Raw genomic sequence first — 26,055 nt, 5'->3', positions numbered from 1 at the left:
CAAGCCAAGTTTATCAAAGAAATCTTTGGAGTTGTCGCTTAATGCCACACGAGTAAGACAGATTGTTTGTCCCTAGGCGACACAACCGCCATTGTTGCGAAAATACTGTATCTTTTGGAGAAGAAACCTGCAATGTCTACACTGCCTAATTCCACACAGATTCTAATTATCGGAGGGGGACCTTCTGGATCTACTGCTGCTACCCTATTGGCTCGTGAGGGCTTTGATGTAACGCTGTTAGAACGAGAGGTATTCCCGCGTTACCACGTTGGGGAATCTCTTTTGCCCTCTGCTTTAGAAATTTTTGACCTGCTTGGCGTACGCGAGAAAATTGAAGCTTATGGCTTTCAGCGTAAACCTGGAGCGTACATAGAATGGGGAACGGAAAAGTGGAGCCTCAATTTTGGGGAACTTACGGGGGACAACACCTACAGCTTCCAAGTTCGCCGTGACGAATTCGACCACTTGCTTTTAGAGCATTCAAAGAGCCAGGGTGTGAAGGTTTTTGAAGGGACTAAAATTCGCCAGTTGTCTTTTGATGGCGATCGCCCGCGCAGCGCTACTTGGTCACAATCAAATGATACTACCGGGGAGATTTCTTTTGACTTTATGATTGACGCTTCAGGTCGTGCTGGGATCATGGCGACGGAGTATCTGAAAAACCGCCGTCTACACGACGTATTCCAGAATGTTGGCATCTGGGGGTACTGGAAAAACGCCTTGAGACTACCTAAAGGTCAGTCGGGTGCGATTGCCTTGGGCTCCATTCCAGATGGTTGGGTGTGGGGAATTCCTTTGGATGAGGAAATTATGAGCGTTGGTGTAGTGATGCATAAGTCAACCTACAAGGAGAGACTGACTAAGAACTTGAAGGATATCTACGTGGAGGCGATTGCAGAGTGTCCCTTGATAGCGGATCTGGTTGCACTAGGGGAGCTAGTCTCAGACGTGAAAGTTGAGCAAGATTACTCTTACACTTCCGACTCCTTTTCAGGACCAGCCTACTTCATATCGGGAGACGCTGCTTGCTTCCTAGACCCCCTACTATCGAGTGGGGTGCATCTTGCTACTTATAGCGCTTTGTTAGCCGCAGCCAGTATCACAAGTGTTATACGTGGCGAGGTGACTGAGTCACAAGCTGCTTCTTTCTACGATCAGAGCTATCGGCAGGCTTATTTGCGTTTCTTAGTGTTCGTATCAGCCTTCTACGATCAAAACCGTGGCAAGGATTCCTATTTCTGGGAGGCACAACGGCTTAGTCGCCGTGACTTCGGCAGTTCTAACCTAAAGCTAGCATTCTTGAATCTGGTGTCCGGCGTCGAGGACTTGGAGGACGCTAAGGAGGGGATTGCCGATTTTGTTATGGCAGAGATGTCTCAGCGGATTCAGTCAAGCCACAGCATTAGGCAAGACAAGCAGGCGTTGGCAATCGAAAGGGAAAAAGGTAACGAGGTAATGAAGACAAATGCCCAGTTTTTCAATGCAGTCGAGGGATTTTCCATACTATCGGCAGTTGGGGCAGTTGATGGTCTATATGTTACAACTCAGCCAAAATTAGGATTGGTACAGGTAATCCCTCTCCAAAGAAACTCTTTGCTCCACACTTAGAGCCTGGAAATACTAAAAATGGTAAAAATTTATGCGATGCTGCTCGCCAAGACGAACATCTTGTCATGACGTAATTGTTCATGATCGTTTAAGTCTTCATACCCCAGGGTTAGCGCGTCTCAAACCCTATTGACAAGCGGACTTACCTGAACTGCAACGTCGGGTTGAAAGTGGCACTATGCGAGCTAGGGTATAATTCTTACCATCTAGCTGCAAGATCCGAGTCATGGCAACAGGATTTGAGAACAAGAAAAACCTAGTATGGTAAAACTTACTAGAGAAGACGACTCTCTAAATTAGCCAAGTAACCCTTGGGGTCTCTGAGAAATCGATATTGTTCAATTCTGGCTTTGTGGTGTTTTTGCAGTTGAGATCGTAATTCGAGCCAAGTATGAATATCAACTTGTGCTAAATCAGATGCGGTAAAAGAGTGAAGCTTAGTAGCGATGTCTACGACGGGCTACGCCTACGCACAGGCAAGTTTGACAGAGCCACGAATAACGAGGGATGAGGGAGCAACCTTACGACCAGTACAACGACGTTGATGATGACGTAACATACCAAAAGCATGTTCTAAGTCATTATTAGTTCTGGAAAAATCTTCAATTTCGTAACAATGAAAAAGTCTAGACCAGTAGTTATGGGTGGTTTTTATAAAGTTATCGATTGCGGTATTCAGTGTACCAGCTTTCTATTTTTGTTGGGACATTTCTGTTAACAGTTGTTGATAACTTTGTTTGACTCCAGCAGCATCAAAAGCTATTTTATTGTTGAGAATATAACTAGCTTTATCAACCCACTGATATGCAACCCTAACAAGTGAAAATAAAGATACAGTCGCAGATAATCCCTTGGCTATCAGTATTTTAGGTTGACTAAAGGTGGTGGTAAAGCACTTTTTTTCCATCCGTTCTAAGCTTTGTTCTATCAACGTCAAATTTTCTTGTAACTTTAATCCAGATGCCTCTAACGGTGGATGACCGAAACAATTGTCAATTCGCAATTCGCAATTAAAGACAAGAAATTACTTAATTGTTGAATTGTTAATTAATGGGTCTCAGAGCTAACTCTGATTCTCTAAATCAGTAGACTCAATTCAGGGGTGGGTTCAGAGCTAACTTTGAATTCAACTGCGAATTGCGAATTGTCAATTGCGAATTGGTTTGACCATCATTGGTTATAGAACTACGTACTGCCGAGCAATAATCTTCAATAATAGTCGCCATTTTCTGATCTTCATTGACAACACTACATTCAATGTCTCGTAATCCTCTAACCTTTTTTTTTATTCCTTTTTTGCATGTCGATCCGCCTCATATATGGGTTTAATTGCTTCCTTCAGGTAATGATAATGACATAAACCATGAGCAATACTAAGTAATGCTACCCTAACAGCTTGTGTAAAAGTTTTGAACCATAACATTGGTATTTGAACCATATTCTGAATTGAAAGTTTAAGTTAGAGAAATTTTGTCAGGGATTTTTTGTGCAAGTTTTGTCCAATTGTGTTTTTTCAACTCATTCTCTAGTTATGATTCAGAATTTCAACTCTCACTCATAATTTGATTCAAAGTTTTAATTTTTGATTAGCACGAAAGCCTGAATTTTCGTTAACTTTTTTCTAATTTATGGATCAAAATTTTTCTCACATTATGATTCAAAGCATACATAATACCTCATGTCCAATTTCTGGCTGCATTCCATCGATCGCTAATATAACCCGTCCTTGATTAGCCACTATTGCTTTTAACCTTTTATGGTCTTTTAGCCATAAAGAAAGTAACTCGTCATATCTGTCAATTAGGTGCGTGACCGTTCGTTGACTTATACATATACCTTTTAATTCGAGGTGAGCGTGTATTTGGGGAACACTTCTATGTTCCTGGTAGCGTAATGCTCCTTATAAAATCACATCCAAACCAAATTCGTTTTGTGGTAGAGCGAGTGACCCTTCTTGCTCTGGTCGATATGCTTTTTTGTACCGCAGACATGAATTATTTTGACATCGACGAATTTTTAGTTGTAGTTCTACTACCCCGTTTAACGTTCTTATATGTCGAGGATTATTGTATTCATTCCACATTGCTTGACCGCACGAAGGGCATTTTTTTTGAACACAATCGAGTACTTCAAACGATGTTGCCTCTGGTTTTAGACAATTTCATGCCAAGTTTTCGCACCATTATTTCGCTACAAGGTCAAGATTACAGGATTTTTACTCTTCTCTAGTAAGTTTTGCCACGTTAGGATCGTAGAGCCAGCCCTCTCAATATTGACAAATAACATATTTTATGAAATTGCTTCACGGGATAGCATCAAGAGCTGCTTTGTATTGCTTGAGCTTTCGAGTAGTGGAACAGTGGGAATGTTTGCCATCAACAGAGAGTGGTGGTCGTTTCTTTTTGGGACTTCTGGGGTGTTTGCGAAAAGATTTGAGATGTACTTTGGTTGCTAGATGCTGGAGAACGTCTACCATCTGAATGTTGGTAAACTCCTCAAAGAATTGCCAATGAACCGGAGGAATAGCAATCATCATGCCCCGATAGATGGAATGGATATCATCTACTAGGTAAAAATCGGATAGCCCAATATCGATTTTGTCTACCCCATGTACACTGCCAAGAACTGCTTTAAGTGTCGCTAAAAGGTTGTAGGCTGACAGTGCCATGCAGTAGGAGAATAAGGCAGCTTTAGGATAAGCTAGGGTTTCAATTTCTCCATGAAAGTTTTGGGTCACAGTTTGGAATAAAGTTTCCACACTCCACCGCCCTTGATAGAGTTGTGCCACCAGAATGCCGTCTGCGTCAGTGGGTGGTAAGTTGGTAAAAATGGCAATTTCCCACTCTTGGTCACGGGTGGGACGAGTCAACTTAACTACGATACGGCGACACCGAAAAGTCCCTCCCTCATGGACAATTTCCACCTGTTGTTCAAACACAGTTCCTGTTTGGCACAACCCAACAGCTTGTAACTCACCAAAAGGCTCGTATCCTAAACCCCCGTGTTGACGAATCACAAAAAACGCTCCAAGTTTGGCAATAGTATGGAGAAATCCTGCGGTACAAAAGTTACGGTCTGCAATCCATACCTGTTGGGGTTGCACTTGTGCCAAAACCTGATGAAACTTGGAGCGTTCTTGGGAATGACCGTCTTCACAAGGAATCACATCAACCACCAGTTTTGTCCCTGGGTCGAGAATGGCGATTGTTTTTCCGGGTAATGGTTTGGCTGCATGGGGGCGCAGCGCTGCTAGTCTGCGTTCGGTTCCGGCTAAACAACTGCCATCTACAATCCGCAACCGATATTGTTTTCCTAGAGGACTGGGGCGTTCCACATTCAACATCAACAGCAACTGCTGGAGGTCAGATGCTGTCTCATGCACTAATGCCCGACTTACAGGCAGTTCAATCCGTTGCAGTTTGTTGTATAACGCTGTGGCGCTGACACTTACCTCCACTGCCTTCTTCTGATAGGCTGCATGAACCGAGGGATACATCCCACACACTACTAGACTCATCAAATCCACCTGAGTCGAAAACAGTAGCTCTTGAGAGTATTGGCGAACGCTTGATGTATCAAATATTTGATTCATTCGCGAGGAATTAAAAATGTTTTCCATTAGGACTCGCATCATTACACTGACGGGGCTTGCCTCTACAAAAGCATCAAATAGGGGAGATAACATAAGCGCTTAAGTGCAGTTTTAGTCTTACCTTCTTAGAAAACTCACATAGTGTACTATTTGTCAATATTGAGAGGGCTGGATCGTAGAGCTAATCATCTGCTGCGCTTACTTCAGCTTTGTGGCGGTTATGTTCCTCTGCATCGGCTTCAGTTCCAATTTTCCGATTCACGAGTGATGAGCGATGGGGAGTGATGCTAGAGTTTGACGATACTTACACTGATAAGTTTAGTCAATTGATGACATCTGCGCCTGATTGGGTACAGTGGATGCAGTAAGTTGTCGGGTTTGGAATACATAATTTTCATGACTCATACTTAAGATGTCCGTAATCCAGCCTTACAATGCGAGATGCTAAATGGAAATATTTATCATCGTGACTGATGACTAGCACTGCTTTACCTTTAATTTGAAGTGCTGGTAAGATTTAGTGCTATGTCATGAGGGAAAAATGGTAACTGTCCGGTTATGGCGGCTATAAAAGGACACTCCCCATGACCTACTCAGATTTCTTCTTGAACCGATAAGCCTTCCAGCATGGCAACTCTACCAGACCCTCCGCGATCGCTTACCGCTTTCATGCAATGAGTTAATTGTTGCATTGTGTATTTGTTGGATTAACCTATTGTTTACTAGCTATCTCATCACTTCTGCTGCTTCCAAACCAGGTTGTACTCTCTCTCAACAAACGCCAGCAGCTTTGACTGCAAGGATGACAGATAAGGTTTGGCCTGTTTCCCCAACCACTGCAACAGCCAATCCACAGCCTCGTCACGCCTGTCCACTTGATGCAACTGCCGTAACCTCACACATAACTGCTGCATGAATTGGCAATCTTCATCAAGTAATTCCAGTGATTTCAGGTGTTCGATTTTTACGGTATAGTCACCGTCCCATATCTGGAGTGTACAACTGTATTCTCCAACATGGCTGACCACGCCCCAATAACCCGCTTTACCTCTCAAGTCTGCATTATCTTTGGGTAGAAGAACGCATATCTCCCCAACGTGGTAAGGATTGGGTACTTTCGTCCTTTCGCGTATCCTATCTACAACATCTTTCACTATGCGACCGGATGGAATCTTATTGCCAGCTTGCTCCACTGCCTGCCGCCATACATCCGCTTGCACAGCCGGTTCCAACTCGGCTTTCGCCAAAAAACGCAATTGTCGTTCGTTGGTCGGCATTGGAATTTGCCGACCAATGGTCGGCAAAAACTTTTGAAGATTCTCATAAACCACAGTAGCCGAAATCTTCAAGTAAGCCGCGTCACGACTATAATTGAAGCGTTCGCGGCAGTATTCTTCAAAAGTCCGGTGCGTGGAACGGTACAGCCGTCTGTCCCGCAACTCCATCAACGCTTGACCCGCCTCCAAAAATGCTCTCTCCACACGGTGTTCTAAATGCAGGCGTAAGCTTTGTTCTTCCTGGGTCAAATCTGTTACTTCAACAGCCGTCACCGTGATAGTTGCTCCCCCTGGATTTTCGTGCAAAGAAGTATTTTCCTGAGCAGGGTCAGTTGCTAGCTTTGGTTCCTCAGATGTCGCAGGGGTAATTTTCTTGCGTCTGGATGGTGGTTTGTTCATTGCCCCACCTCTAGGCTGACAGCAGTCGAACAAATATTGAATTGTGTCATCATGGAATATATGTTTTTTATCTATCCCCCCAACCTGTATGAAGGATGGGGTTTTTCGTTGCTTTTTATATTTTGCAGCCTTAAAGCACTACCAAATATAAAACTCATTGAAAAATCTCATAGAGCAATTATCAAAAAAAAAAACACCACACCAGAGCCACCACAACAACAAAATACTGTTTGGGCGTATTCTAGAAAATACCCTCTTCAACACACGGGTAAAACAACGGCTAATGCTTGATTATTTGACCGCGAGTATTGCATTTTGGATGACTTTGTTTGGAGTACAAGAGTCGTTGTTAGAATTTCGCCTGGGTTATCTCGGTCGCTACTGGTTTCTTGCGATTAGCGCTAGCTTACTTCTGAGCTTTTTGCTCTCTGCCCCGATTATTATCACGCTAATCATTAGATTTACAGTAGATCCGTTTAGTTTCCCAGGTAATCTGATTCTCTCAGGAATTGCTGCGGCAATCTTTGGTGTGATTCTCACCCTGGCGCAATGGCTGATACTTCGTCAAACCCAGATGACACCGAGAGTTTTTGCACCGATCAATACTGTTATTGGAATTCTCGTTTACTTCCTACTAGTGTGGCTCAATGAGGGTAGTTTGGAGTGGAGCGGTAATCCCATTCAAGGCTGGAAAACTGTAATAATATTTTTGGCTGGTGGTGCAATTACCGGAGCAGCCACTGGTAAAGCCTTGGATTTTTACTGTGAGAGAGTGGAGCAGCGATTAATTCAACTTGAGAGAGAAAGAGAAGAGAAAGAAAGGCAGAGAAGAGAAAGAATAGAAAGAGAAAGATTTGAAAGAGAAAAGCTTGAAAGTGAAATTCTAGAAAGTGAAATTCTAGAAAGAAAAATCATCGAGAGAGAAATCGCTTTGGAGGAAGAAAGAAAGTGGTATGAAGAACATGGTGATGATAATTTCGATTATGACGAAGATGAAGATGAAGATGAAGAATAATATCTTGGCTTCGTATTATCAGTTATACAAAATACTACAATCTTAAACATACAATTGTTAGCTTCGACAACTATTCAATCAAAGTATATATTTAATATGGCTATCAAACACCCTTTTTTATTTGCACTGTTAACGCTCTCCATTATTTGTGTTGGTACGAGTTCTGGCTCTGCACTACTGACAGATATTGCTCAACAAACAGACAACCAAAAGTCCCCATCGATTATTTTCTTCCTGCCCAAAGAACGACCTCAGACCGGAGTCGGTTGGGAAATCACTACCACTTCAGGGAAGGCAGAACTAGCCTTGGCGAAGCATTTGGTGTATATCGGGGCAAAAGAATATGTTTCTTGGTGGTGTCCTCACTGTCACGAACAAAAGTTAATCTTTGGGAAGCAAGCCTACCAAATAATCAACGACAGTATTAAAGTTGAGTGCGATAAGAGAGGTATCAATCCCCACCCAGACTTGTGCAATGCGGCGAAAGTCCCAGGTGTACCAACTTGGGTTATCAATGGACATCAGTATACCGGCGTGCAAAACTTTAAGGATCTTGCGAAAGCTTCTGGCTACAAGGGGGATATGAACTTTCGTTATATCCAAAGCGAATAAGAAGTATATTTGCTTTTTAAGCTGAAGGCAAAGTATTTGGTGGTTGAGAAAGTTGAGCAAATATGTTTAAAAATTTACCGTTCTCGCAACTGACAGTCATAAGCTTTCCTGTTTATCAAAATTTCCTAAGATATTAAACATCTAATATCAAGCTAATAAATGTTGGCAGCTTAAGTTCAAGATGAAAATCATGATTTTCCCTTGCTAAGGTAGTCCGAAATTAGCAATTCTGACAAAAGAAGGTTTTGTCGCAAATAACTATTTTTGTCAGTAGTTAACAACGCTGTCAATAATAGTACAAGCAACTGCTTTCAATGAAGAACAATTGTCTGTTGTGTTTCCTGTGTGTTCGTGATTTAGCTGAGTTTCCCTAATTTCTATGAGTTACAAAAAATACATTCCTGGCATTCCAAACATTGCCAAACTAAAGCTTACAAGCAAAGGCAGTATCCGCGATTGCAACCTACAGATACCGGATTTTGCTAACTTCAACACCTATACTAACGCTTGAATACTTAACAAGCGCCATGCAGACTTAGTTGGTAAGCTGGTTGTGCTTAAAAATATCAAAGTAATTTAGTAATGAAATATTGGTGCGCTCAAGGATCAAACAAAAGTAGCTCTTTTGCAGTGTCGGTGCATCTAAAGCACTCACAAAAAGTTGACAAAATCCATAATTTTGGTAAAAACTCAACCATTCAAGGTACATTGCGATTGTCCAATTATGGTTTGATAAATGATACAGTGTAATTTTTCGTTGCCACCTGAGTATGTTCTTCGTAAGGCCAAGCCTTTTGATATGTGGTTAATAGTATTTTTTGTGTTTAGAGCAAGGCTAGACCCCAGTCAATTAAGATGGCAGCAATTTTGGGTCATTGAATGTGATGGACATTTAGTAGCCTTCGGGCAGATCCGAAACTTTCACTTAGCACAAGAGCTAGGCAGTTTATTTGTTGCACCGACTTGGCGAAACCGTGGTTTAGGGACTGTTTTGATACAGCATTTAATTACTCAAGCTAGTCAACCGCTTTATTTAAAATGCTTAAAATATCAATTGGTGAATTTTTACATTAAAAGAGGCTTTGTATCCGTTAATTTTAAAGATTTACCACCATCCCTCAAGCCAAAGTTTGGACTATCCCAATTACGAAAGAGGTTAACGAAAGCTTTTGTGCTGTTTATGAAGTATGAATATCCCAACTGAGCGCTTATTAACATTACAGCGCTTCCTGCTATTATGCAATACAGTTTTTCTCCTTGCCCTCTCCTATCAAAGCTTTCAGATTTGAGAATGTACCTCATAGCTGCCGGAAGTGCTGTAACCTTTATCGCTGTATTGTACTCTTTCAATTAGGAATATTTAAGTTGCACAATACTGCTATACTCTTGTGCGCCATTTAGATAAACTGGCTGAGTTTACAAGTTTTAACCTACAAGTATCCAAACCTTATTTTTAATATAAAAGAGGTCTTTTGAAACTATATACTGTTCCGTTATCGGGTTTTAAAAGCGGCGTTATATCTTATTTACTACTCATGTCAGTGCCAGTTAGCGCACAGATTATACCAGATAAAACACTACCTATTAATTCCAATGTTGAACATGAAGGTAATACTAACCGCATAGAAGGTGGCACTATAAAAGGGAGCAACTTGTTCCACAGTTTTGAACAATTTTCCGTGCTTACTGGAAATGAAGCTTACTTTAACAACGATATAAATATCCAAAACATTATTACTCGTATTACTGGGAAGTCTATTTCTAATATCGATGGCATTCTCAAAGCCAATGGCACGGCTAATTTGTTTCTGCTCAATCCCAATGGCATTATTTTTGGTAATAATGCCAAACTAAATATTGGTGGTTCATTTCTAGCTACTACTGCAAATCAAATTAATTTTGCTGATGATACTAAATTTAGTACAAACAATCCCCAACCTAATCCTTTACTGACAGTAAGTGTGCCTATAGGACTGCAAATTGATAGCAACCCCGGTACAATTCGCATCCAAGGTACAGGTCACAATCTAATTGGCCCTCCTTTTTCTCCTCTAATCACAAGTAGTAGCGCCGCAAATTTACAAGTGCAACCAGAAAGAACTGTAGCAATTGTTGGTGGTGATGTAATTTTAGAGGGAGGTGTGATAACGGCTAGGGGAGGGCGAATTGAATTGGGTAGCCTCAGCAATGGTTCAGTCAGTATTAATCCTACGACCTCTGGTTGGAAACTGGGCTATGAAAATGTACCTTATTTCCAAGATATTAACCTCTCAAAACGCGCTTTAGTTAATACTAGTGGCATTGGCAGTGGATCTATACAGATAGAGGGACGCAGAGTTACGCTTACAGATGGCTCAGTAATCTTAAATCAAAATCAAGGAACACTACCAGGAGGCACACTAAACGTGAATGCTTCGGAGTCTTTGTCAGTGAGTGGTAGCGATCCAATTGCTAGGACAGCTGGTGGTTTGCGGAGCGAAACTTTGGGATTTGGCAAAGCTGGAGACATTGCAATTTCAACCAAACAGGTAATTATTAAAAATGGAGGACAAATAAATAATTTAACCTTTGGTGCTGCAACAAGTGGCAATATAAATGTGAATGCCTCTGATTCTATACAATTGCTTGGGGTTTCGCCTTTTGACCCTGCTGTTTTTAGTACTATCAGCACTGCAACTTTCAATTCTGGAAACGCAAACAATATTACAGTGTCAACAGGACAATTCGTTGCCACGGATGGAGGTAACTTGTCCTCTTCAACCTTTGGAACTGGTAGAGGAGGAGATGTCACTGTAAGTGCAACTGACTCTATAGAAATAATAGGAGCTTCACCAATAACCTTTCAGCCAAGTATTTTATCTTCCATATCGCTCAATGCTGGCAAAGCTGGCAGCCTAACAATCAGTACATCAAAGTTGATGGTTCAAGATGGCGGGAGGGTTGACGCTTCTACTTTAGCAAGTGGGGAGGGCGGTAGTGTTACGATTAACGCCTTTAAATCTGTAGAGGTAAGTGGTAAGATACTTGGTTTTGGAGAGCCTAGTTTGGTGATCTCCAGTGCTAATATCGTCTCTCCAATCTTGCAAAAGTTATACAGACTCCCTTCAGTGCCTTCTGGAAAATCTGGAAACGTGACGATTAATACTGGTCAGTTGAGTGTTACAGACGGTGCTGAAGTTAACGTGAGAAATGACGGTTCTAACGATGCTGGAACACTCAGAATCAATGCTGTTTCTGTTTCTTTAAACAAACAAAGTGCCATTACAGCAACTACTGCTAACGGCGAAGGCGGTAATATTTTCGTGAATACACGGTATTTGCAGCTAAGTAATTACAGTGTTGTAACGACGACCGCAGGTAGTAGAGGCAATGGCGGTAATATAAACATCAATGCAGATATATTAAGTGCTTGGGGGAAGAGCAGTATTGCTGCCAATGCTTTCTATGGGTATGGAGGAAATGTACTAATTAATACTAGAGGACTTTTTATTGCTCGTGACAGTCAAATTTCTGCAAGTTCTAAATACGGAATTAACGGCACTGTTAGCATTAACAATACTGGTGGTGAAATTTATCCTACTAAACTCAAATCAGAATCGATTCCAGTAGCTCCTCAAATAGCATCAGTTTGTCAAAAAAATTCAGATATACCAATCAGTAAATTTGTGAATGTTGGCACCGGTGGACTGCCAGCTAATTCTGATGATATGCCATATATGAATTATGAACAGCAAAATAACTCTGTTTCAATCCACAATAATAATAACTTAGAGGCATCGAAGGCATCACAAACTGAAGAACCTATACAGATAATAGAAGCTCAGGGTTGGATAATAAATCTTGATGGGAATGTCGTCTTAACTGCACAAAACAATACAGCAACCCCTAATAGCTCATTATCTGCCTTGGCGTGTCGTTAAAAGTTTTTTGTATAAGCAAGACTGGTAATGGAGCGAAAATGCTTAAATATCGGTATTGGTTCAAGTATTTATTGTTAGTCATTCTCGGCTTATTCATAGTTATTACCCAACCATCCTTTATATTAGCTCAGGAGGTAAATAAAGCAACACAACAACAAAAGCAGGCACAATTGTTGACTCAAAAAGGTTACGATCAATTGAATCAAGGTCAGGCAGCATCAGCCCTTGAAACTTGGCAAAAAGCCACAATAATTTACCGTCAACTAAACGATCAAAAGTTACTTACCAAAAGCTTAATCAATGAAAATATTGCTCTGCAAACTTTAGGTTTGTATCCTCGTGCATGTAATACGCTTTTGTCAGCTTTGAAGTTAAATGCAAATACTTCTCTTTGCGCCAATACGCCACAGCAACCTACTGAATATATGGAAAAACTGCTGACGGCAGTCATCAATAAGCAAACTACTTCACCCCTAAATTTGCTCGGATTGCACAACTTAGGAGAAGTCTTGCGTCGGTTAGGCAAGCTTGATGAATCAAAAAAAGTTTTGTCAGAAATATTATCTGCTGCTAAGTTTATCCCTTCTATTGATACTAGTGGCATTCTGCTTTCATTAGGTATTACTAAACAGGATATTTACAAACAAGCACGGAATCAATATTCTGAAATAGAAGAACCCATTTCCCAGAAACAATTTGTCACTTTCATTCAACAACCGGTACTTGAGTCTCTCGATATTTATCAACAAGTGATTAGTACCTCAAATGCTCCAAAGGAAATAAAATTGCAAGCTCAATTACACCGCTTGAGCTTACTGGTAGACTTTGAGCAGTGGTTGGTAGTAGAGACCAATTCAAGTAATACAAAATTAGCCTCCCTTCGTACTAGGATCACTCAACAGATACAGCCATCTGTAGCTTTACTGTTGGAAAATAATTCAGTCTTTTCTCAACTACCAACCAGCTATTCTGTTTATGCCAAGCTGAATTTCGCTAAAAGTCTAAATAAAATTCCAGGAGAACAGTTCCATTCCCTAGCTATTGAATATGCTGAATCTGCTTTAGAAAAGGCTAAAAGCACTAATAGTCAGAGATTACAGTCAGAGAGTTTTGGCACTTTAGGAAAGTTAAAACTAGAGCGGTCACAACCATATTTTGAACAGGCTTTGGGATTGGCTCAATCAGTTCAAGCATGGGATCTTGCCTATCAATGGCAGCATGAATTAGGAATTTTGTACAAGGAGCAGGGAAAATATAAAGAGGCTCTCCAAGCTTATAGTGCCGCAATTGAAAACGTGACTCAAGTTCGCAACAATCTTTTGTCAAATAATACAGATTTACAGTTCTCATTCAAAGAAAAAGTGGAGCCTTTGTATCGTGACTATATGCGATTGCTCCTAACAGATTATAATCCTAATTTGGAGCGCATAATTCAGACTAATGAAAGACTGCAAATAGCAAAGTTGGAAAATTATCTTCAATGTGGCAAGCTAAATCTTGTGGCTTTGAATGATTTGAAAAATTTAGATAGCATTCCTTCAGTAATTCACATTATTGATTTAGGCAATAGTATAGAGGTGGTTGTTCAGTCACCTGACAAATCCGTTCACCACCACTCTGTTGCTCCAAAGTTAGTGAAATTTCATGCAGATCATCTTTTACAAACTTTACAGGATCAGAATTTTGCTAATACTAAAATCCAGGTTATTCTTGATTATTCTCAAGCACTTTATAATTTGCTTATTGCACCTATAAAGAAATATTTGCCCCAAGATGGAACATTAGTGTTTACTTTAGATACATCTTTCCAAAGTTTACCTATGGGCTTGCTTCATGATGGAAAAGATTATTTACTGAAGCACTACAACATTGCTGAGACTTTGGGTTCTAAAGTTCGGCAGCCCAAACTTTTACTTAGAAAACAATTAAGAGCTTTAATTGCTGGACTCTCTAAATCTAGTCCCAGCTTCAAAGCCGCAAATGCTCCTTCATACCTGACAGAACTGCCATCTGTGGTAGAAGAAATAGCAAACGTCAAAGAGCAAACCAATTCTTCACTCTCGTTACTCAATGAAGAATTCACTTATAAGCGTTTTATAAAAGAAGTAAGTAGAGAGACTTTTCCGATTATTCACTTAACAACTCATGCTCAATTTAATTCGGTTCCTCAACTGACAATGTTTTTTAGCTGGGACAAGCCAATCAACTTATTAGAGTTTGACAGTTTACTCAAACAAAAAAATCAAATCAATGAAGATGCAATTGAGTTATTGGTTTTGAGTGGTTGTGAGACAGCTAAGGGAAATAAGCGCTCGGCATTAGGAATCGCTGGGATCGCAGCCCAAGGAGGAGCAAGGAGTACTGTCGCAACTTTATGGCGCGTAGATGATAAATCTACCGCTATGCTCATGAAAGAATTTTACAAGGAGTTGAAAGATGGTAAAACTAAAACAGAGGCACTAAGTCTTGCACAATTAAGTTTGTTATCAAATCCAGATTACTCCCACCCTTACTATTGGGCAGGTTTCCTCCTCATCGGTGGTTGGCTTTGAGATTTCATCAATTTTAGCCGTGACTGCACCTGAGCTAATTCATTAGAGTTGCCACTACTTTTCGCCAACCACTCTGCCATTTTATATTCACGAAAAGCTTCATCTAGTAACCATGCGTCCAAATAACGATCTCCTAGTACTCTAAACAGAGTCGGATTTTTACTACCTGCTGCCACTCTTGCTTTTAATGAATTAATTGTTTCATTTAAAAACCCTTTTGACATATATATAATATCTAGATCGAGAAAAGCAGCTTCGTCGGCAGATAAGCCTAATTTGTTAATTACATCCACCTCCTCTAAAACCTGTTTAACATCACTTTCAGGCAATACATGGACTACTAACTTTCCAGGAGAATTAATAGGAGAGTTACCTTTATTTGCAGTTACTGTAATTGTATACGCAGCACTGTACTCCAATTCTTTTCGTTTTTTTGGATAGGGCAGTATAGTATCTTTTACTTCTGCTTCCCAGTGAAATTCGTAACTAGTGATCTCTACTGTATAGCTGGTAGCATTCTTAACAGGATGCCAAGAAATTGTCGGTCGGGTATTTAAAAGTATATTTCCGTAGGGAGTAATCAGCTTTAGTGAATCTTGATCTTCACTTGGCCCTTTCATCTTCGGACAGGCATTCCGATTTAGAGGTGTACATTGCCGTCGTTCTGCTTGAACCTGTTGTGGCGTACATATACCTGAGACACCGAAAACAGCACCTTGCTGAAATTCTAAAACCTGGCGACTCGAATAGCACACAGCCTTAACCGTACTTCCATTAGCTGGGTTAATCTTATCTCCTAGACAAATCTCACTTCCGACTGCTAGATAGCGATCGCCTGAGCTGATAATTCGACCAACTTCATTAATGCAGACACGCTTTGCTACTAGTTGGGGTTGAGCCAATACGCCGCCAGAGTTTGATAGAAGCATTATTGATGCAATTGTTACCAATGGAACTCTAGAGACTTTTTTCCCTACTTCGTTTGTTGAGTCCGGTGTGGCTAGATTGGGCATTGAAAATATTGTCTGGTTATCTTTAAGTTAGTAGCATAACGGGATTAGGGAACAAAAAAAAGCCTATGGTGAAGATTCCGGCACAATATCTCCCAACAACCGCTTTAATACTTGTTTTCTCCATTTCTGAACCTCTAACTGGTTAGACTCAGCAACCAAGCAGACTTCCCAGGATATCCTGGCATGATTAATTTCACCCAAAACTTCATGTACTTGTGCTAGCAGGCAGTAAGCATCTGTTCTTTTGGAGTCTAATTTAATCGCCTTTTCTAAATATTCCTTCGCTTCGCCATATTTCTTTTGCCCTAATTTCGCCCACCCTAAATTCTTGTACAAAGTAGCTTGTCTTTCAGGATCTTTAGTTTTTTTTAAGCCTTCTAGAGCTAAACCAACTGCTGCATTATAATCCCCAGTTATATTCTTTAATCTTGATAGATTATTAAGGGGTTGTGCATCTTTGTTGCTATTTTGTATAGCCAATTTATATTGGATTTCTGCTAATGTGTATTCGCCTCGATCATCGTAAAAACTTCCCAATCCGTAATGCCCTTCCCAAGCATTAGGTTTTAATTTAAACAGGGTTTCATAACTATCGTTAACGCACTTGTCATCACCTAAGTCTTGACATACTAAAGCCAAGTTATTGTAAATGACTACATCTTTAGGATTAAATTTGATAGCGAGTACATAGTATTTTTTAGCAATTTCAGGAGCTATTCCGCGCCGATCAGCCTGCTCAAAGTAGAACTTAGAGATTGAATAAGTTAAATTAGGATTGTATTTGACTGCTGCTTCAAAGTCTTTTCCAGCATCTATAATACGATTTTCTTTATGTGATTTTTCACCTTGCTCAAAAAAAGAGGTTGCTACTATAAGATTTAACTTATTATTCAAATTAACTGCTTTTTGAAAATAACTTTTTGCTTCCTCAAACCTATTTTGTTGTTGAGCTTTTTTACCTTCATTTAGATAATAATTTGCTACTAAAGGTAGGGACGCATATATCAAAGTAGCGATGCTTAAAAACCCGAATACGCCTACACCAACTCTAAATAACCTCGATTTAATTAGTCGGTTAAGTTTTGATTTAAATGGTAAACGCTCCAAACGCTGCAAAATTACTCCTGTAGTTTGCGGGCGTTGCCCTGGCAAGGGAGCCATTAAATCTTCTATAAAATCAGCGAAAGGTCTGTCTATCTGTGAAGCCTTGTCTCGCCAAATTAAATTTCCTGTACTCTTATCTGTTGGCAGACGCATTAGTGACATACCACTAACTAAATGTACAAGGGTTCGCCCTAAAGCATAAAAATCTGATTGAGGTACTGCTTGTCCATTTATCTGCTCTAAAGGGGTATAACGAGGTGTGACAACAGCTGTAATTTCATATACTCCTCCCCTGCCTGCACTAGTTCCCCCACTTCCACTAACTTTTGCTAGGTAGGTGTCAGTTACTCGCCGTGCAGTACCAAAATCAACTAATGCCAGTTGACCATTTATCTGAAGAACTATATTAGAAGGTTTGATATCTCGATGAAAAAAATTAGAGCGGTGTACTGTATCAAGAATTTCAACTAACTGCTTAAGCCATTCTAACGCTAGAGATTGTGAAATTTTCCCATTAAATTCTATCCATTCCTCCAAGTTTTGTCCATCAAATTTATCCATAACTAAGCAATGTAATGTTAGAAGACTATTGTTTGGAACAAAAGTAAAATAGTCATCTAAAGTACTGCGAGGAATTTTTGGGTGTCGAATTAGTTGTAACGTGAGAGATTCCCGCTCAATTAACTCTACAAGCTTAGGTGTATTCCATTTTAGAACTTTCATGACTCGTTGTTCACGAACTGGATGCCACTTAGTACCAGTGTCATCTACTTCAAAAACATCAAAGTAGTTGTATGGATTATCAGTAAGCGCTTTTAATGGTTTGACTAGACGGATACGGTTATTAATCAGTAGTGAAGTACCACATGATACACACTTTTCAACGTTGCCTGGATTTTGACGGTGAGAGCATAGGGGATTGATACAGTAACTCACAAAACTTCCTCGCGCCTTCCTCCTCCGGGTTTAAAACATGAAGACTTACCTAGTAAATATTTATTTTGTACATGTGTATTCATAATCGTCAGCTTTATGTAGTATTTAGTAGTCTGATCAGCTAAAACTTAAATATTAGTTGCCTAAACCCACATTTCTCACAAGTCCCACAATGGCTACGCTTACCGCAGGCATCAGATTCATCGTAACCTCTACCCAAAATATCTTTCAGTCATTTCTGACAGCTAAAAATTTTGATCCAGTGTGAAACGCCTGAATTTACGTTATTTAAGGGTTTGAGAAAACGAGTGATAAATCCGAGCTAAAGACCTCGGCAAGAAACTAAGGGTTGCTGACCTATTTGAAGGTCTAAGTGGTTTTATTAGAAAATATTATGATAAATGTGTAATGTAAACAATTATGAACAACGCTCAAGTATCATAAAAGTGCAGTATATTTTTAGAGGTGCAGTATACTTTTTACTTGAGCTAGCTCTAATCTACAATAAAAAATCCTCATAGATAAATACACTAACAAAAATTATAAAGATATGGATTTTAGTGCTGAATCAAGACTTAAGTCTACTAACGCTTCCTCTGTTCTTGTGAAAGAACAGAAAGTTTTAGGGCAAAGATTTTCAGCAGATGTAACTTTTGAAGATGCCTTGGCTGTAGTAGACAACTTAGTGTTAACCGAAAGGCGCAAACGCTTGTCTCCGCCTGAGATTCTTGTTATTAAAGCAGCTTGGGATGGAAAGGAGTATAAGGATGTAGCAAGCAATTCGACTTATAGTCTTAACTACTTGCAACGACGAGTAGCCTCTCCCCTGTGGAATATGCTTTCAACAACGATTGGAGATGGCGAACGAGTTGAAAAACAAAGCTTGCGGTATTTTTTAGAGCGAGTAACAAAAAAGTATCAGTTTCAAGATGCCATACATGAACAACAAACATACCCTGCTAAGAATCGGATACAAGTGATTGGTACTAAATCACCTGATGTTTCCAGTTTCTATGGTCGTGTACAAGAACTAATACATTTAAAAGAGTTAGCGATTAAGCAGAGATCCATATTGCTAGTAGGGGCAGCAGGAATTGGCAAAAGCGCATTAGCAGCAAAACTATTAGAAGAACTTAGTTTGGAGTCTCAGCCTAGATTTGATTGTTTAATCTGGAAATCGGTGGCCCACGCACCATTAGTTCAAGACTTAGTAGGTGATTTGATAGAGTTAATCGAACCTACAGAAATATCTTCAAGCTTGCCTGAGCATACACAGTCTATGATTTCGATATTGATCAAGCAGTTGCAATCACGTCGCTGCTTGCTCGTATTGGATGCATCTGAAGCTTTATTTCAAACAAGTAACTTTCAGTATCGACGAGACTATGGATTATTTTTTCGTCGCTTAACAGAGGAGCTGTGTCAAAGCTGCGTAATAATAACTAGCCGAGTTTTTCCTGATGAGATTGAGAGTTTAATAGCAGCTGAATTACCTATCGATTTTCTTAGAATTGAAGGGTTAGAGGCAGACGCTGCGTTACAGCTTTTATCTAGCAAAGGATTAATAGATCAAGAAAAATGCAATGATTTAATTAAAACTTATAGAGGTAATCCTTCCGAATTAAAAGCAGTAGTTAATCGGATTCATCACTTTTTTGGAGGTAGCACTGAAAAGTTTTTTGAAAACCCAACTACATTAGTTAGTGACCAGTTTCAAGAAATGCTTAATCATGTATTTAGTCAATTATTGAGCAAAACTCAGAAGCGAATTATGATTTATTTAACAGAGGAAGTAACTTTAAATTCACAATACGTTGGCTTTGATAAATTATTAAATGACATGAATCGTGAACAGCAAACGCCAGTTTCAAAATTTGAGCTAATTAAGGCATTAGAGGTACTTGAAAAACACTCATTAATTGAAACTATCAAAGATCCTATTACAGAAGAAATCAGCTTTAATTTAGAACCAGTGGTGAAGAAGTATATTAAAACAGATCCACAAGGATTGGTATACACATCCAACGCTTCATCCAATTTAGCGTTGGCATCATAAGAATATACAAATAAATTTCGAGCGCAAGCTTAAACCAGAGGCAAAAGTCATGACTGGTACTGCTTGAGCCAGGGTAATCACACCCTACACAGAGGTGCTACCAACCCTCGATTACCCCTAAAGCAATCTTTAGCAAATATGGAGGCCGCAAGTAAAAATCAAAACAACGCCAGATACCAGATGACCAGAAGTTCTGTAAGATTAAAACGAACAAGAAATGGAGGGAGATATACAATAGCACCAAAAATTTAAAGGACAAAATGCCACTAAGGAGTAAGCGCTTTGTCCAAAGAGCAAAAAACTGAATAATTTCAGAGCGGGATTATCTCAAAGCAACCAAGACAGTGGCGTTTAAAGTTTGGCGACTTGCATTCCACTAACTGGTCAGATGAGATAAAATTTGCGCTGCTTCTCGTATTATACGAGAAGTCACACGAAACGCCTAGTTTTGTGTGGCACTTTTGGCTGTCAAAATTAATATTTTTGTGTCAAGTTAAGTTTTGTTAAGAAAATGTTCCAAATTTTGTAGTTAAAAGCAGTAGCAGCACGAATAACAGTTGCCAATTACCAGTTACTAGTTGGGAGTAGAGTCCAAGATTAGATAACTGTTAACTGTTAACTGATGCAACCCCCTCTGAACTTGTAAACCGAGTTATCAGGGGAAAATATCATGACAAACAGAGAACGCCCCAAGAGCGCAGTGTTAGAGCGCATGGGGTCGAGTGCAGCTTTCGCATGGCAATTTTGTGCTGTGACGAAGGGAAATTTTCGGAATATCCAGGCTAGTAGTCTGGCAAGTCAACTTTGCATGGAGGTTAGCAGAGGGGCAGAGGGGCAGAGGGGCAGAGGGGAAAGAACTTGTATAAGCCTCTCCTCTGCTCCCCTGCTCCCCTGCACAAGCGCCGACCTCCACCCAGCAATTTTGGGTTGGCAGACTACTAAACCTTGCGTTTCGCAGCTTGAAAGAGTTCTCTCCAAGGGATTCCGAGGAGAGAACCGATGAATTCAGCGACAACTGAATATCCAAACAATCTCACGGCTGCGGAATACCATGAGTTGTTAGCTGGTAGCGCCATTCATCCGGCGTTGATTGAGCGCAACTTTTTCCATGTAGAGGGAGAATCAGTTTATGATTTCCTGTTCATATCTGATAAAATCCCACGTAAGAATGCGGGTCGGGTAACAGATGGATACTTAAAGCTGTATCAGCATCTATTACTGGGTGGGACGTGGATTCAATCACTTGACCCATTCAAAAACTGGCAACCAATGGAGTGGGGAAGGATCAAGCCCAACTTTCCTCGCATTGATTGGCAAAAAGGGAAACCCGTCAAATACGAGTCACCCCCCAAAACTCCCAACCGCGTTACCTACTTTGATGTCGCTAACCCTATCTGGGACAGAGTTGCAAAGCGTTATTTAATTAAGCGCTATCATTCACTTTTAGCGCTGCGCCTGTTGGATAAACTCAATCCACTAATATTTTGGGAGTGGATAAAGCAACACCCAGAAATTCCGATTATCTTATGCGAAGGGGAAAAAAAGGCTGCTTGCTTGCTGAGTCTGGGGTTTGTAGCGATCGCACTTCCGGGAATTTGGAACGGGCGCGTGGGCAAACAGGATTTTGATGAACGGTTGCATCCTGACTTAGTACCAATGGCTCAGGCGGGACGCAAGTTCATTATTTTATTTGACTACGAAACTTCTTCTAAAACCAGATGGTCGGTGTTTCAAGCCACTGTTCGCACTGCAAAAGCAATCGAATCGGCAGGTTCTGAATGTGAAGTTGCATTACTGCCGGGGCCAGAAAAAGGCGTTGATGATTTTGTAGTTAGTCGCAGTGAAGATGCCAATGCACTACTAACTGCAATTATAGACGATGCCAAATCACTTGCCGATTACCAGCGCTCGTATCGGGCGAAAAAATGGGGACTAAGTAAGTACAAACCAGATGTCACAGTCAATATTAAATATTTGACCCAAGCACTCTGCATTCCGGATCTGGAGGAAAAATGTTCATCTGTCCCGCCACTTTATGATATCGCAGAAGAAAAATTGTTTACCCCCTGTGTTAAAGGAGCAGGGGAGCAGGGGAGCAGGAAAGTAGTGGAGCAGGAAAGTAGTGGAGCAAAGGAGAGTTTTTGTATAAATTCTTTCCCCCCTGCCCCCTTGCCCCCCTGCCCAAGAGCCTCCCCTGCTCCCAAAAAATCCTTCCGTTTTCCAGAAAAAGGATTAGTCGTACTGTGGAGCGACATGGGTACAGGGAAAACCCAACTCATGCGCTGGTGGCGTGACCAAAACCCCGACGCGCGGTTCCTCAACAATGGACATCGGGTTAACTTGTTGAAAAATCTTGCCGAACGTTTGCAGACGGCAATGTATTCAGACTTGGGTTACACAGGTTTAGCCCAGGCTCAAGCCCTTAGTATTACTATCGACAGCTTGCATAAGCTGAATACTCAGTCTCTCACCTACGGCTGCATATTTATAGATGAAACCTGCCAATACCTCACTCACTTACTACACAGTAATACTTGCAAACAGCATCGCGCCGCCATTTTGGAGGTACTGGAATATATAGTATACAATGCGCCACTGGTCGTCATCGCTGATGCACACATGGATGACCTGACTGTGGATTTCTTCCGCTCCATGCGACCACTCGGTGAAGTACCTTACATCATTAAAAACGAGTGGCGAAACGGTTCACGCACAATTTATTGGTACGAGGGGGATAATTCAAGCGCCATAGTCGCCCAAATCTCGGCAGCGTTGATGCTTGGAGAAAAAGTTATGGTTGCTAGTGACAGTAAGCGTTTCATCAAAAAACTCGACAAATCCTTTACTATCAACTACGAAGAATCTAGTAGTTCGCCAAGTGAACTTGGCGGGGAAAAGGTTAAAGGGGAAGGGGTAAAGGAAGAATTAACAGATTCCTCCACCCTTTCCCCCTTACCCCTTACCCCTTGCCCAGTCCGTAGGACTTCATGGCGTATCTGGTCGGTTCACTCTGACAATTCTGGCAGTGATGAGAATGTCGCTTTCATCAAAGATATCACCAACGCCGTCAAAAACTTTGATGCCTTGTTCGCCTCTCCCAGTCTCGGTACTGGTGTCGATATTTCTGAGTATCATTTTGACTTAGTATTTGGTGTGTTTCACGGCGTTTCCCAAACTGCTACTGAATGCGCCCAACAGCTTTACCGTTATCGTCCAAAAGTCCCGTTTCATATTTGGGTGGCAAAGCGTCCTCCCTTTGGTTACAAGGATACCAATGCTACTAAGATTAAAGAGCGCTTGCTCCAAACCAATGAAATGACCGCTTTTCTGTTGCGAATTGACAGAGAAACGGGTAAGCGGGGCGCAGAGAAAGATTGGGCGCTTGAGGCTTACTGCCAAATTATGGCTAACCGCCACTATTCTCTGAATAATCTGCGTGATGACTTGCGATCGCTCCTCACCGAAATGGGCAATACATTTATATATGTGGGCAGTGATTCAGATCCTCAATCTCTTGAAAGTCTAAAAGCAGCAGCACAAGCTTTGGATAGTGCCCACAATTCGGCTGTTGCCAAGGCCAAGAATATTACTTTGAGCGAGTACCGTGCCCGTCAGAGCAAAGATTACCTTGACCCTAATGAAATTTTTGAATGTGAAAAGTTCCGCATTTCTGATTCTTACGGCATCGAAGTAACCGAATCGCTCGTAGAAATGGATAAAGGTGGTCGATTAATTAGAGCGATCGCTGGACTTGAGGCAATTTTAGCCCCACCCGAAGAATCGTTTACTGACCCCAAAACCGGGCAAAGTTATCCTACACCACCAACAATTGTCACCCAAAAAGACCGCACCGAGCGCGACAATCTACCTTTGTGCATCGATTGGGGCAATTATTCCGCACGGTGGCTGGCTAGATTTAACCTGGGACTGCATCAAATTCTCTTAAGTTTAATGAAGGGTGATGAAGTTACCGCCGATGACCCCACTTTGCTCAAGATGACGGAGATCGCTATACATTGTGCTGCTCACGTCAAAGCAATTCTTGGGTTTACTATTCCCCTAGACTGTAAACCTATTTGGTTGCTAGCTACTTTAGTAGAGCAGCTGGGGCTAAAACTGACTTTCCGCAAGCAGGGCAAGCGCGGTCAACAAGTGAAACTTTTTTCTTTATCTAAAGAGGAATTAGAATTTGCAATGCATGTAATTGCTCATCGCGTGGAAAAGCGTAATCAAAAAGAAAATCGAACCTATTATGCTGCTCAAACCCCTGCTGCGTATAGTGTAACCCCCAATCAGCAGGCCGTATCCACACCCCCCCCTAATGCTATAGGGAACTCCCATTGGCAAGGGGAGGATACTACCGAATTTGAGTCGCCTCCGACCGTTCGCACTACCTTACTCCATTGCGTAGAAATACTTCGCTCTGGCATTTCTCGTGGAGTGGACGCAATTAAAGGCATTCTCAAACGATGGCAGAGTGATTTGCGGTGGGAGACGGTGCTGGAGCTTGAGGCGATCGCAGCGAGTGAACTGCGACTTGTGGAATCTCTTGTCCCGGAATTTTATGCCTTGCTAAGTGAAGAGGTGTTGCCGATGGAGTTCTCCTAAACTTTCGTCATAACTAACCGCATCATTGAAGCAATTTCTACTTTTGCTTTCAGCAATTGCGCTGATGCTGCTTTGCTAAATCGATTTTTTGGTAAAATGGGGTCAATGCCTTTTCTTTACTGAATTATCGGTCACTTCGACTAACCAGGATTTCCCGAAGTCGTCTTCATCAACCGGAGCAAGTAGTGCTAAAGATGATACCGCTCCCAATACTTGATCTTCTCTCACCTCCAGGTACTTGTACAGCTCGTCCAACGTGCGATGCCCAGAGATTTCCTGAATCACTCTTAAGGGAATTCCGGCATTACTCATCGAGGTGAGTGCTGTGCGCCGAAAGCTGTGAGAGCTTATGCCTTCAACTCCTATTTTTTTGCAAGCGACTCGCAATATCCACAATGCCGAATCCCGGTGCAGGTGGTTATTGGCTCTTGAGTGGTCAGCATTTCCAGGGAACAGCCAAGGAGAATCATCACGCGGTTTATATGCTTGCAACCTGACTCGCAATTCTTGAATTACCGGGATGGCACGGGTAGCCAGTTTCCCTTTCGTGTTACCTTTGCGAAAGATGATTTTGGCTCTGACTTTTCCTTTGGCATCATATACGTCGCGCTTAAGCAACGTCACTGCTTCGTTCACTCGACACGCTGTGTAAAGCATCACCGCAAACAGCGCTTTGTCTCGTAGCGAGTCTACCCCCTGCGAGAACAGAAGTTGGATTTCCTGCAAAGACAGAATCTTTGCTTGACCATGCCTATCAATTTTCAAGGTTGCTGTCCCATCAACACCCCGCCCTGTTCTTATTATCCCAGTCCACGGGACAGGAATTGCTACGGGGTGCAATTTTCGCAGCTATGCAGACCCGCTCATAAAGATACGAAAGTACGATCCAGATCCACGCCACACAACGAGCAATTAAGAACAAGGCTGGTATCTTTTTTTGTGGTTCCCCCTAAAAATACACCTCTAAAAGAAAAACCTAAAAATAGGTGAAAAAATAAACCAATAATGACTTTATAGTTAATCAGTAATACAACAGGTCAAAGAGCATACTTCTAACAGTTTACTACATAAATATTACAGGTGTAGGTTTGGGTTAAAGAAAACGGGAAAAGGTGCTTATTTTAAGAAACTTGTACAAAATTCTTCCCTGCTTCTGTTGCTTTCATGCCAAATCAAGCTTATCGGAATAGCCCGCTTTTTCATCGCTATAACGACATAAAACTATAGAGTCATTTTCAGTTTATTTTTTGAGAGTGGTTTGATTGCTCTATAAAAAATTCTTCAAGAAACGGGTAAAACTTGCTCCCCAAAAACTCAAACTTTTCTCCGATGCGTTTGGACACTAATTATTTAAAACTGACAA

The 26,055-nt window shown here is 41.1% G+C and carries 16 protein-coding genes and 1 pseudogene; 9 read left to right on the top strand and 8 right to left on the bottom strand.

Going from position 1 to position 26,055, the window contains the following annotated elements:
• The first annotated feature begins 132 nt into the window (after positions 1–132).
• Positions 133–1,608: an NAD(P)/FAD-dependent oxidoreductase gene (locus tag GJB62_RS34215; protein ID WP_114085963.1), complete on the top strand. Its 1,476-nt coding sequence runs from the start codon at positions 133–135 to the stop codon at positions 1,606–1,608.
• 691 nt (positions 1,609–2,299) lie between these two features.
• On the opposite strand, the gene GJB62_RS34210 is transcribed toward GJB62_RS34215, so the two are convergent.
• From GJB62_RS34210 to GJB62_RS34190, 5 genes and pseudogenes are all read right to left on the bottom strand, one after another.
• On the bottom strand, positions 2,300–2,611 hold the full coding sequence (locus GJB62_RS34210; RefSeq protein WP_114085960.1) for a hypothetical protein: 312 nt from the start codon (positions 2,609–2,611) through the stop codon (positions 2,300–2,302).
• 163 nt (positions 2,612–2,774) lie between these two features.
• Positions 2,775–3,004: pseudogene (locus tag GJB62_RS37830) on the bottom strand (ISNCY family transposase); the annotation flags it as partial.
• Positions 3,005–3,508: 504 nt separating this feature from the next.
• On the bottom strand, positions 3,509–3,691 hold the full coding sequence (locus GJB62_RS34200) for a hypothetical protein (protein ID WP_147262601.1): 183 nt from the start codon (positions 3,689–3,691) through the stop codon (positions 3,509–3,511).
• 219 nt (positions 3,692–3,910) lie between these two features.
• Positions 3,911–5,200 carry a transposase gene (locus GJB62_RS34195; RefSeq protein ID WP_242060717.1) on the bottom strand — a complete coding sequence of 430 codons (1,290 nt, stop codon included), beginning with the start codon at positions 5,198–5,200 and terminating at the stop codon, positions 3,911–3,913.
• Between the two features lie 734 nt (positions 5,201–5,934).
• Complete coding sequence (locus GJB62_RS34190) at positions 5,935–6,876, bottom strand: hypothetical protein (protein WP_114083969.1); 942 nt, start codon at positions 6,874–6,876, stop codon at positions 5,935–5,937.
• 51 nt (positions 6,877–6,927) lie between these two features.
• On the opposite strand from GJB62_RS34190, the gene GJB62_RS37240 reads away from it, so the two are divergent.
• From GJB62_RS37240 to GJB62_RS34165, 6 genes are all read left to right on the top strand, one after another.
• A complete protein-coding gene (locus tag GJB62_RS37240) occupies positions 6,928–7,167 on the top strand; it encodes a hypothetical protein (protein WP_114083968.1) in 240 nt (79 codons plus the stop codon).
• Positions 7,160–7,891 (top strand): hypothetical protein, encoded by a 732-nt coding sequence (locus GJB62_RS37825; RefSeq protein ID WP_245246317.1) that lies wholly within the window; start codon positions 7,160–7,162, stop codon positions 7,889–7,891. Before GJB62_RS37240 ends, GJB62_RS37825 begins: the two co-directional genes overlap by 8 nt.
• A gap of 96 nt (positions 7,892–7,987) precedes the next feature.
• Positions 7,988–8,503 carry a thioredoxin family protein gene (locus GJB62_RS34180; RefSeq protein WP_114083967.1) on the top strand — a complete coding sequence of 172 codons (516 nt, stop codon included), beginning with the start codon at positions 7,988–7,990 and terminating at the stop codon, positions 8,501–8,503.
• 736 nt (positions 8,504–9,239) lie between these two features.
• On the top strand, positions 9,240–9,707 hold the full coding sequence (locus tag GJB62_RS34175; RefSeq protein WP_114083966.1) for a GNAT family N-acetyltransferase: 468 nt from the start codon (positions 9,240–9,242) through the stop codon (positions 9,705–9,707).
• A gap of 268 nt (positions 9,708–9,975) precedes the next feature.
• The gene (locus GJB62_RS34170; RefSeq protein WP_147262546.1) at positions 9,976–12,423 is read left to right on the top strand and encodes a filamentous hemagglutinin N-terminal domain-containing protein; all 2,448 of its coding nucleotides are present in this window, start codon (positions 9,976–9,978) and stop codon (positions 12,421–12,423) included.
• Positions 12,424–12,461: 38 nt separating this feature from the next.
• On the top strand, positions 12,462–14,975 hold the full coding sequence (locus GJB62_RS34165) for a CHAT domain-containing protein (RefSeq protein ID WP_114083964.1): 2,514 nt from the start codon (positions 12,462–12,464) through the stop codon (positions 14,973–14,975).
• Here the strand turns inward: GJB62_RS34165 and GJB62_RS34160 are convergent.
• Together GJB62_RS34160 and GJB62_RS34155 are read right to left on the bottom strand one after the other, a co-directional pair.
• Positions 14,936–15,988 carry a hypothetical protein gene (locus tag GJB62_RS34160; RefSeq protein ID WP_114083963.1) on the bottom strand — a complete coding sequence of 351 codons (1,053 nt, stop codon included), beginning with the start codon at positions 15,986–15,988 and terminating at the stop codon, positions 14,936–14,938. The genes GJB62_RS34165 and GJB62_RS34160 overlap by 40 nt on opposite strands.
• 63 nt (positions 15,989–16,051) lie before the next feature.
• On the bottom strand, positions 16,052–18,028 hold the full coding sequence (locus GJB62_RS34155) for a tetratricopeptide repeat protein (RefSeq protein WP_181852900.1): 1,977 nt from the start codon (positions 18,026–18,028) through the stop codon (positions 16,052–16,054).
• Positions 18,029–18,578: 550 nt separating this feature from the next.
• Here GJB62_RS34155 and GJB62_RS34150 point away from each other — a divergent pair.
• On the top strand, positions 18,579–20,084 hold the full coding sequence (locus tag GJB62_RS34150; RefSeq protein WP_114083962.1) for an NACHT domain-containing protein: 1,506 nt from the start codon (positions 18,579–18,581) through the stop codon (positions 20,082–20,084).
• A gap of 999 nt (positions 20,085–21,083) precedes the next feature.
• Positions 21,084–24,692, top strand: a complete 3,609-nt coding sequence (locus GJB62_RS34145) for a DUF3854 domain-containing protein (RefSeq protein ID WP_114083960.1) — start codon at positions 21,084–21,086, stop codon at positions 24,690–24,692.
• A gap of 102 nt (positions 24,693–24,794) precedes the next feature.
• On the opposite strand, the gene GJB62_RS34140 is transcribed toward GJB62_RS34145, so the two are convergent.
• Positions 24,795–25,457 (bottom strand): site-specific integrase, encoded by a 663-nt coding sequence (locus GJB62_RS34140; protein ID WP_114083972.1) that lies wholly within the window; start codon positions 25,455–25,457, stop codon positions 24,795–24,797.
• Positions 25,458–26,055: the final 598 nt, after the last annotated feature.

It is taken from the genome of Nostoc sp. ATCC 53789 (assembly GCF_009873495.1).
GTDB lineage: Bacteria > Cyanobacteriota > Cyanobacteriia > Cyanobacteriales > Nostocaceae > Nostoc > Nostoc muscorum_A.
Note: the sequence above shows the minus strand (reverse complement) of the source record. Positions and strands in the feature narration are given on the sequence as shown.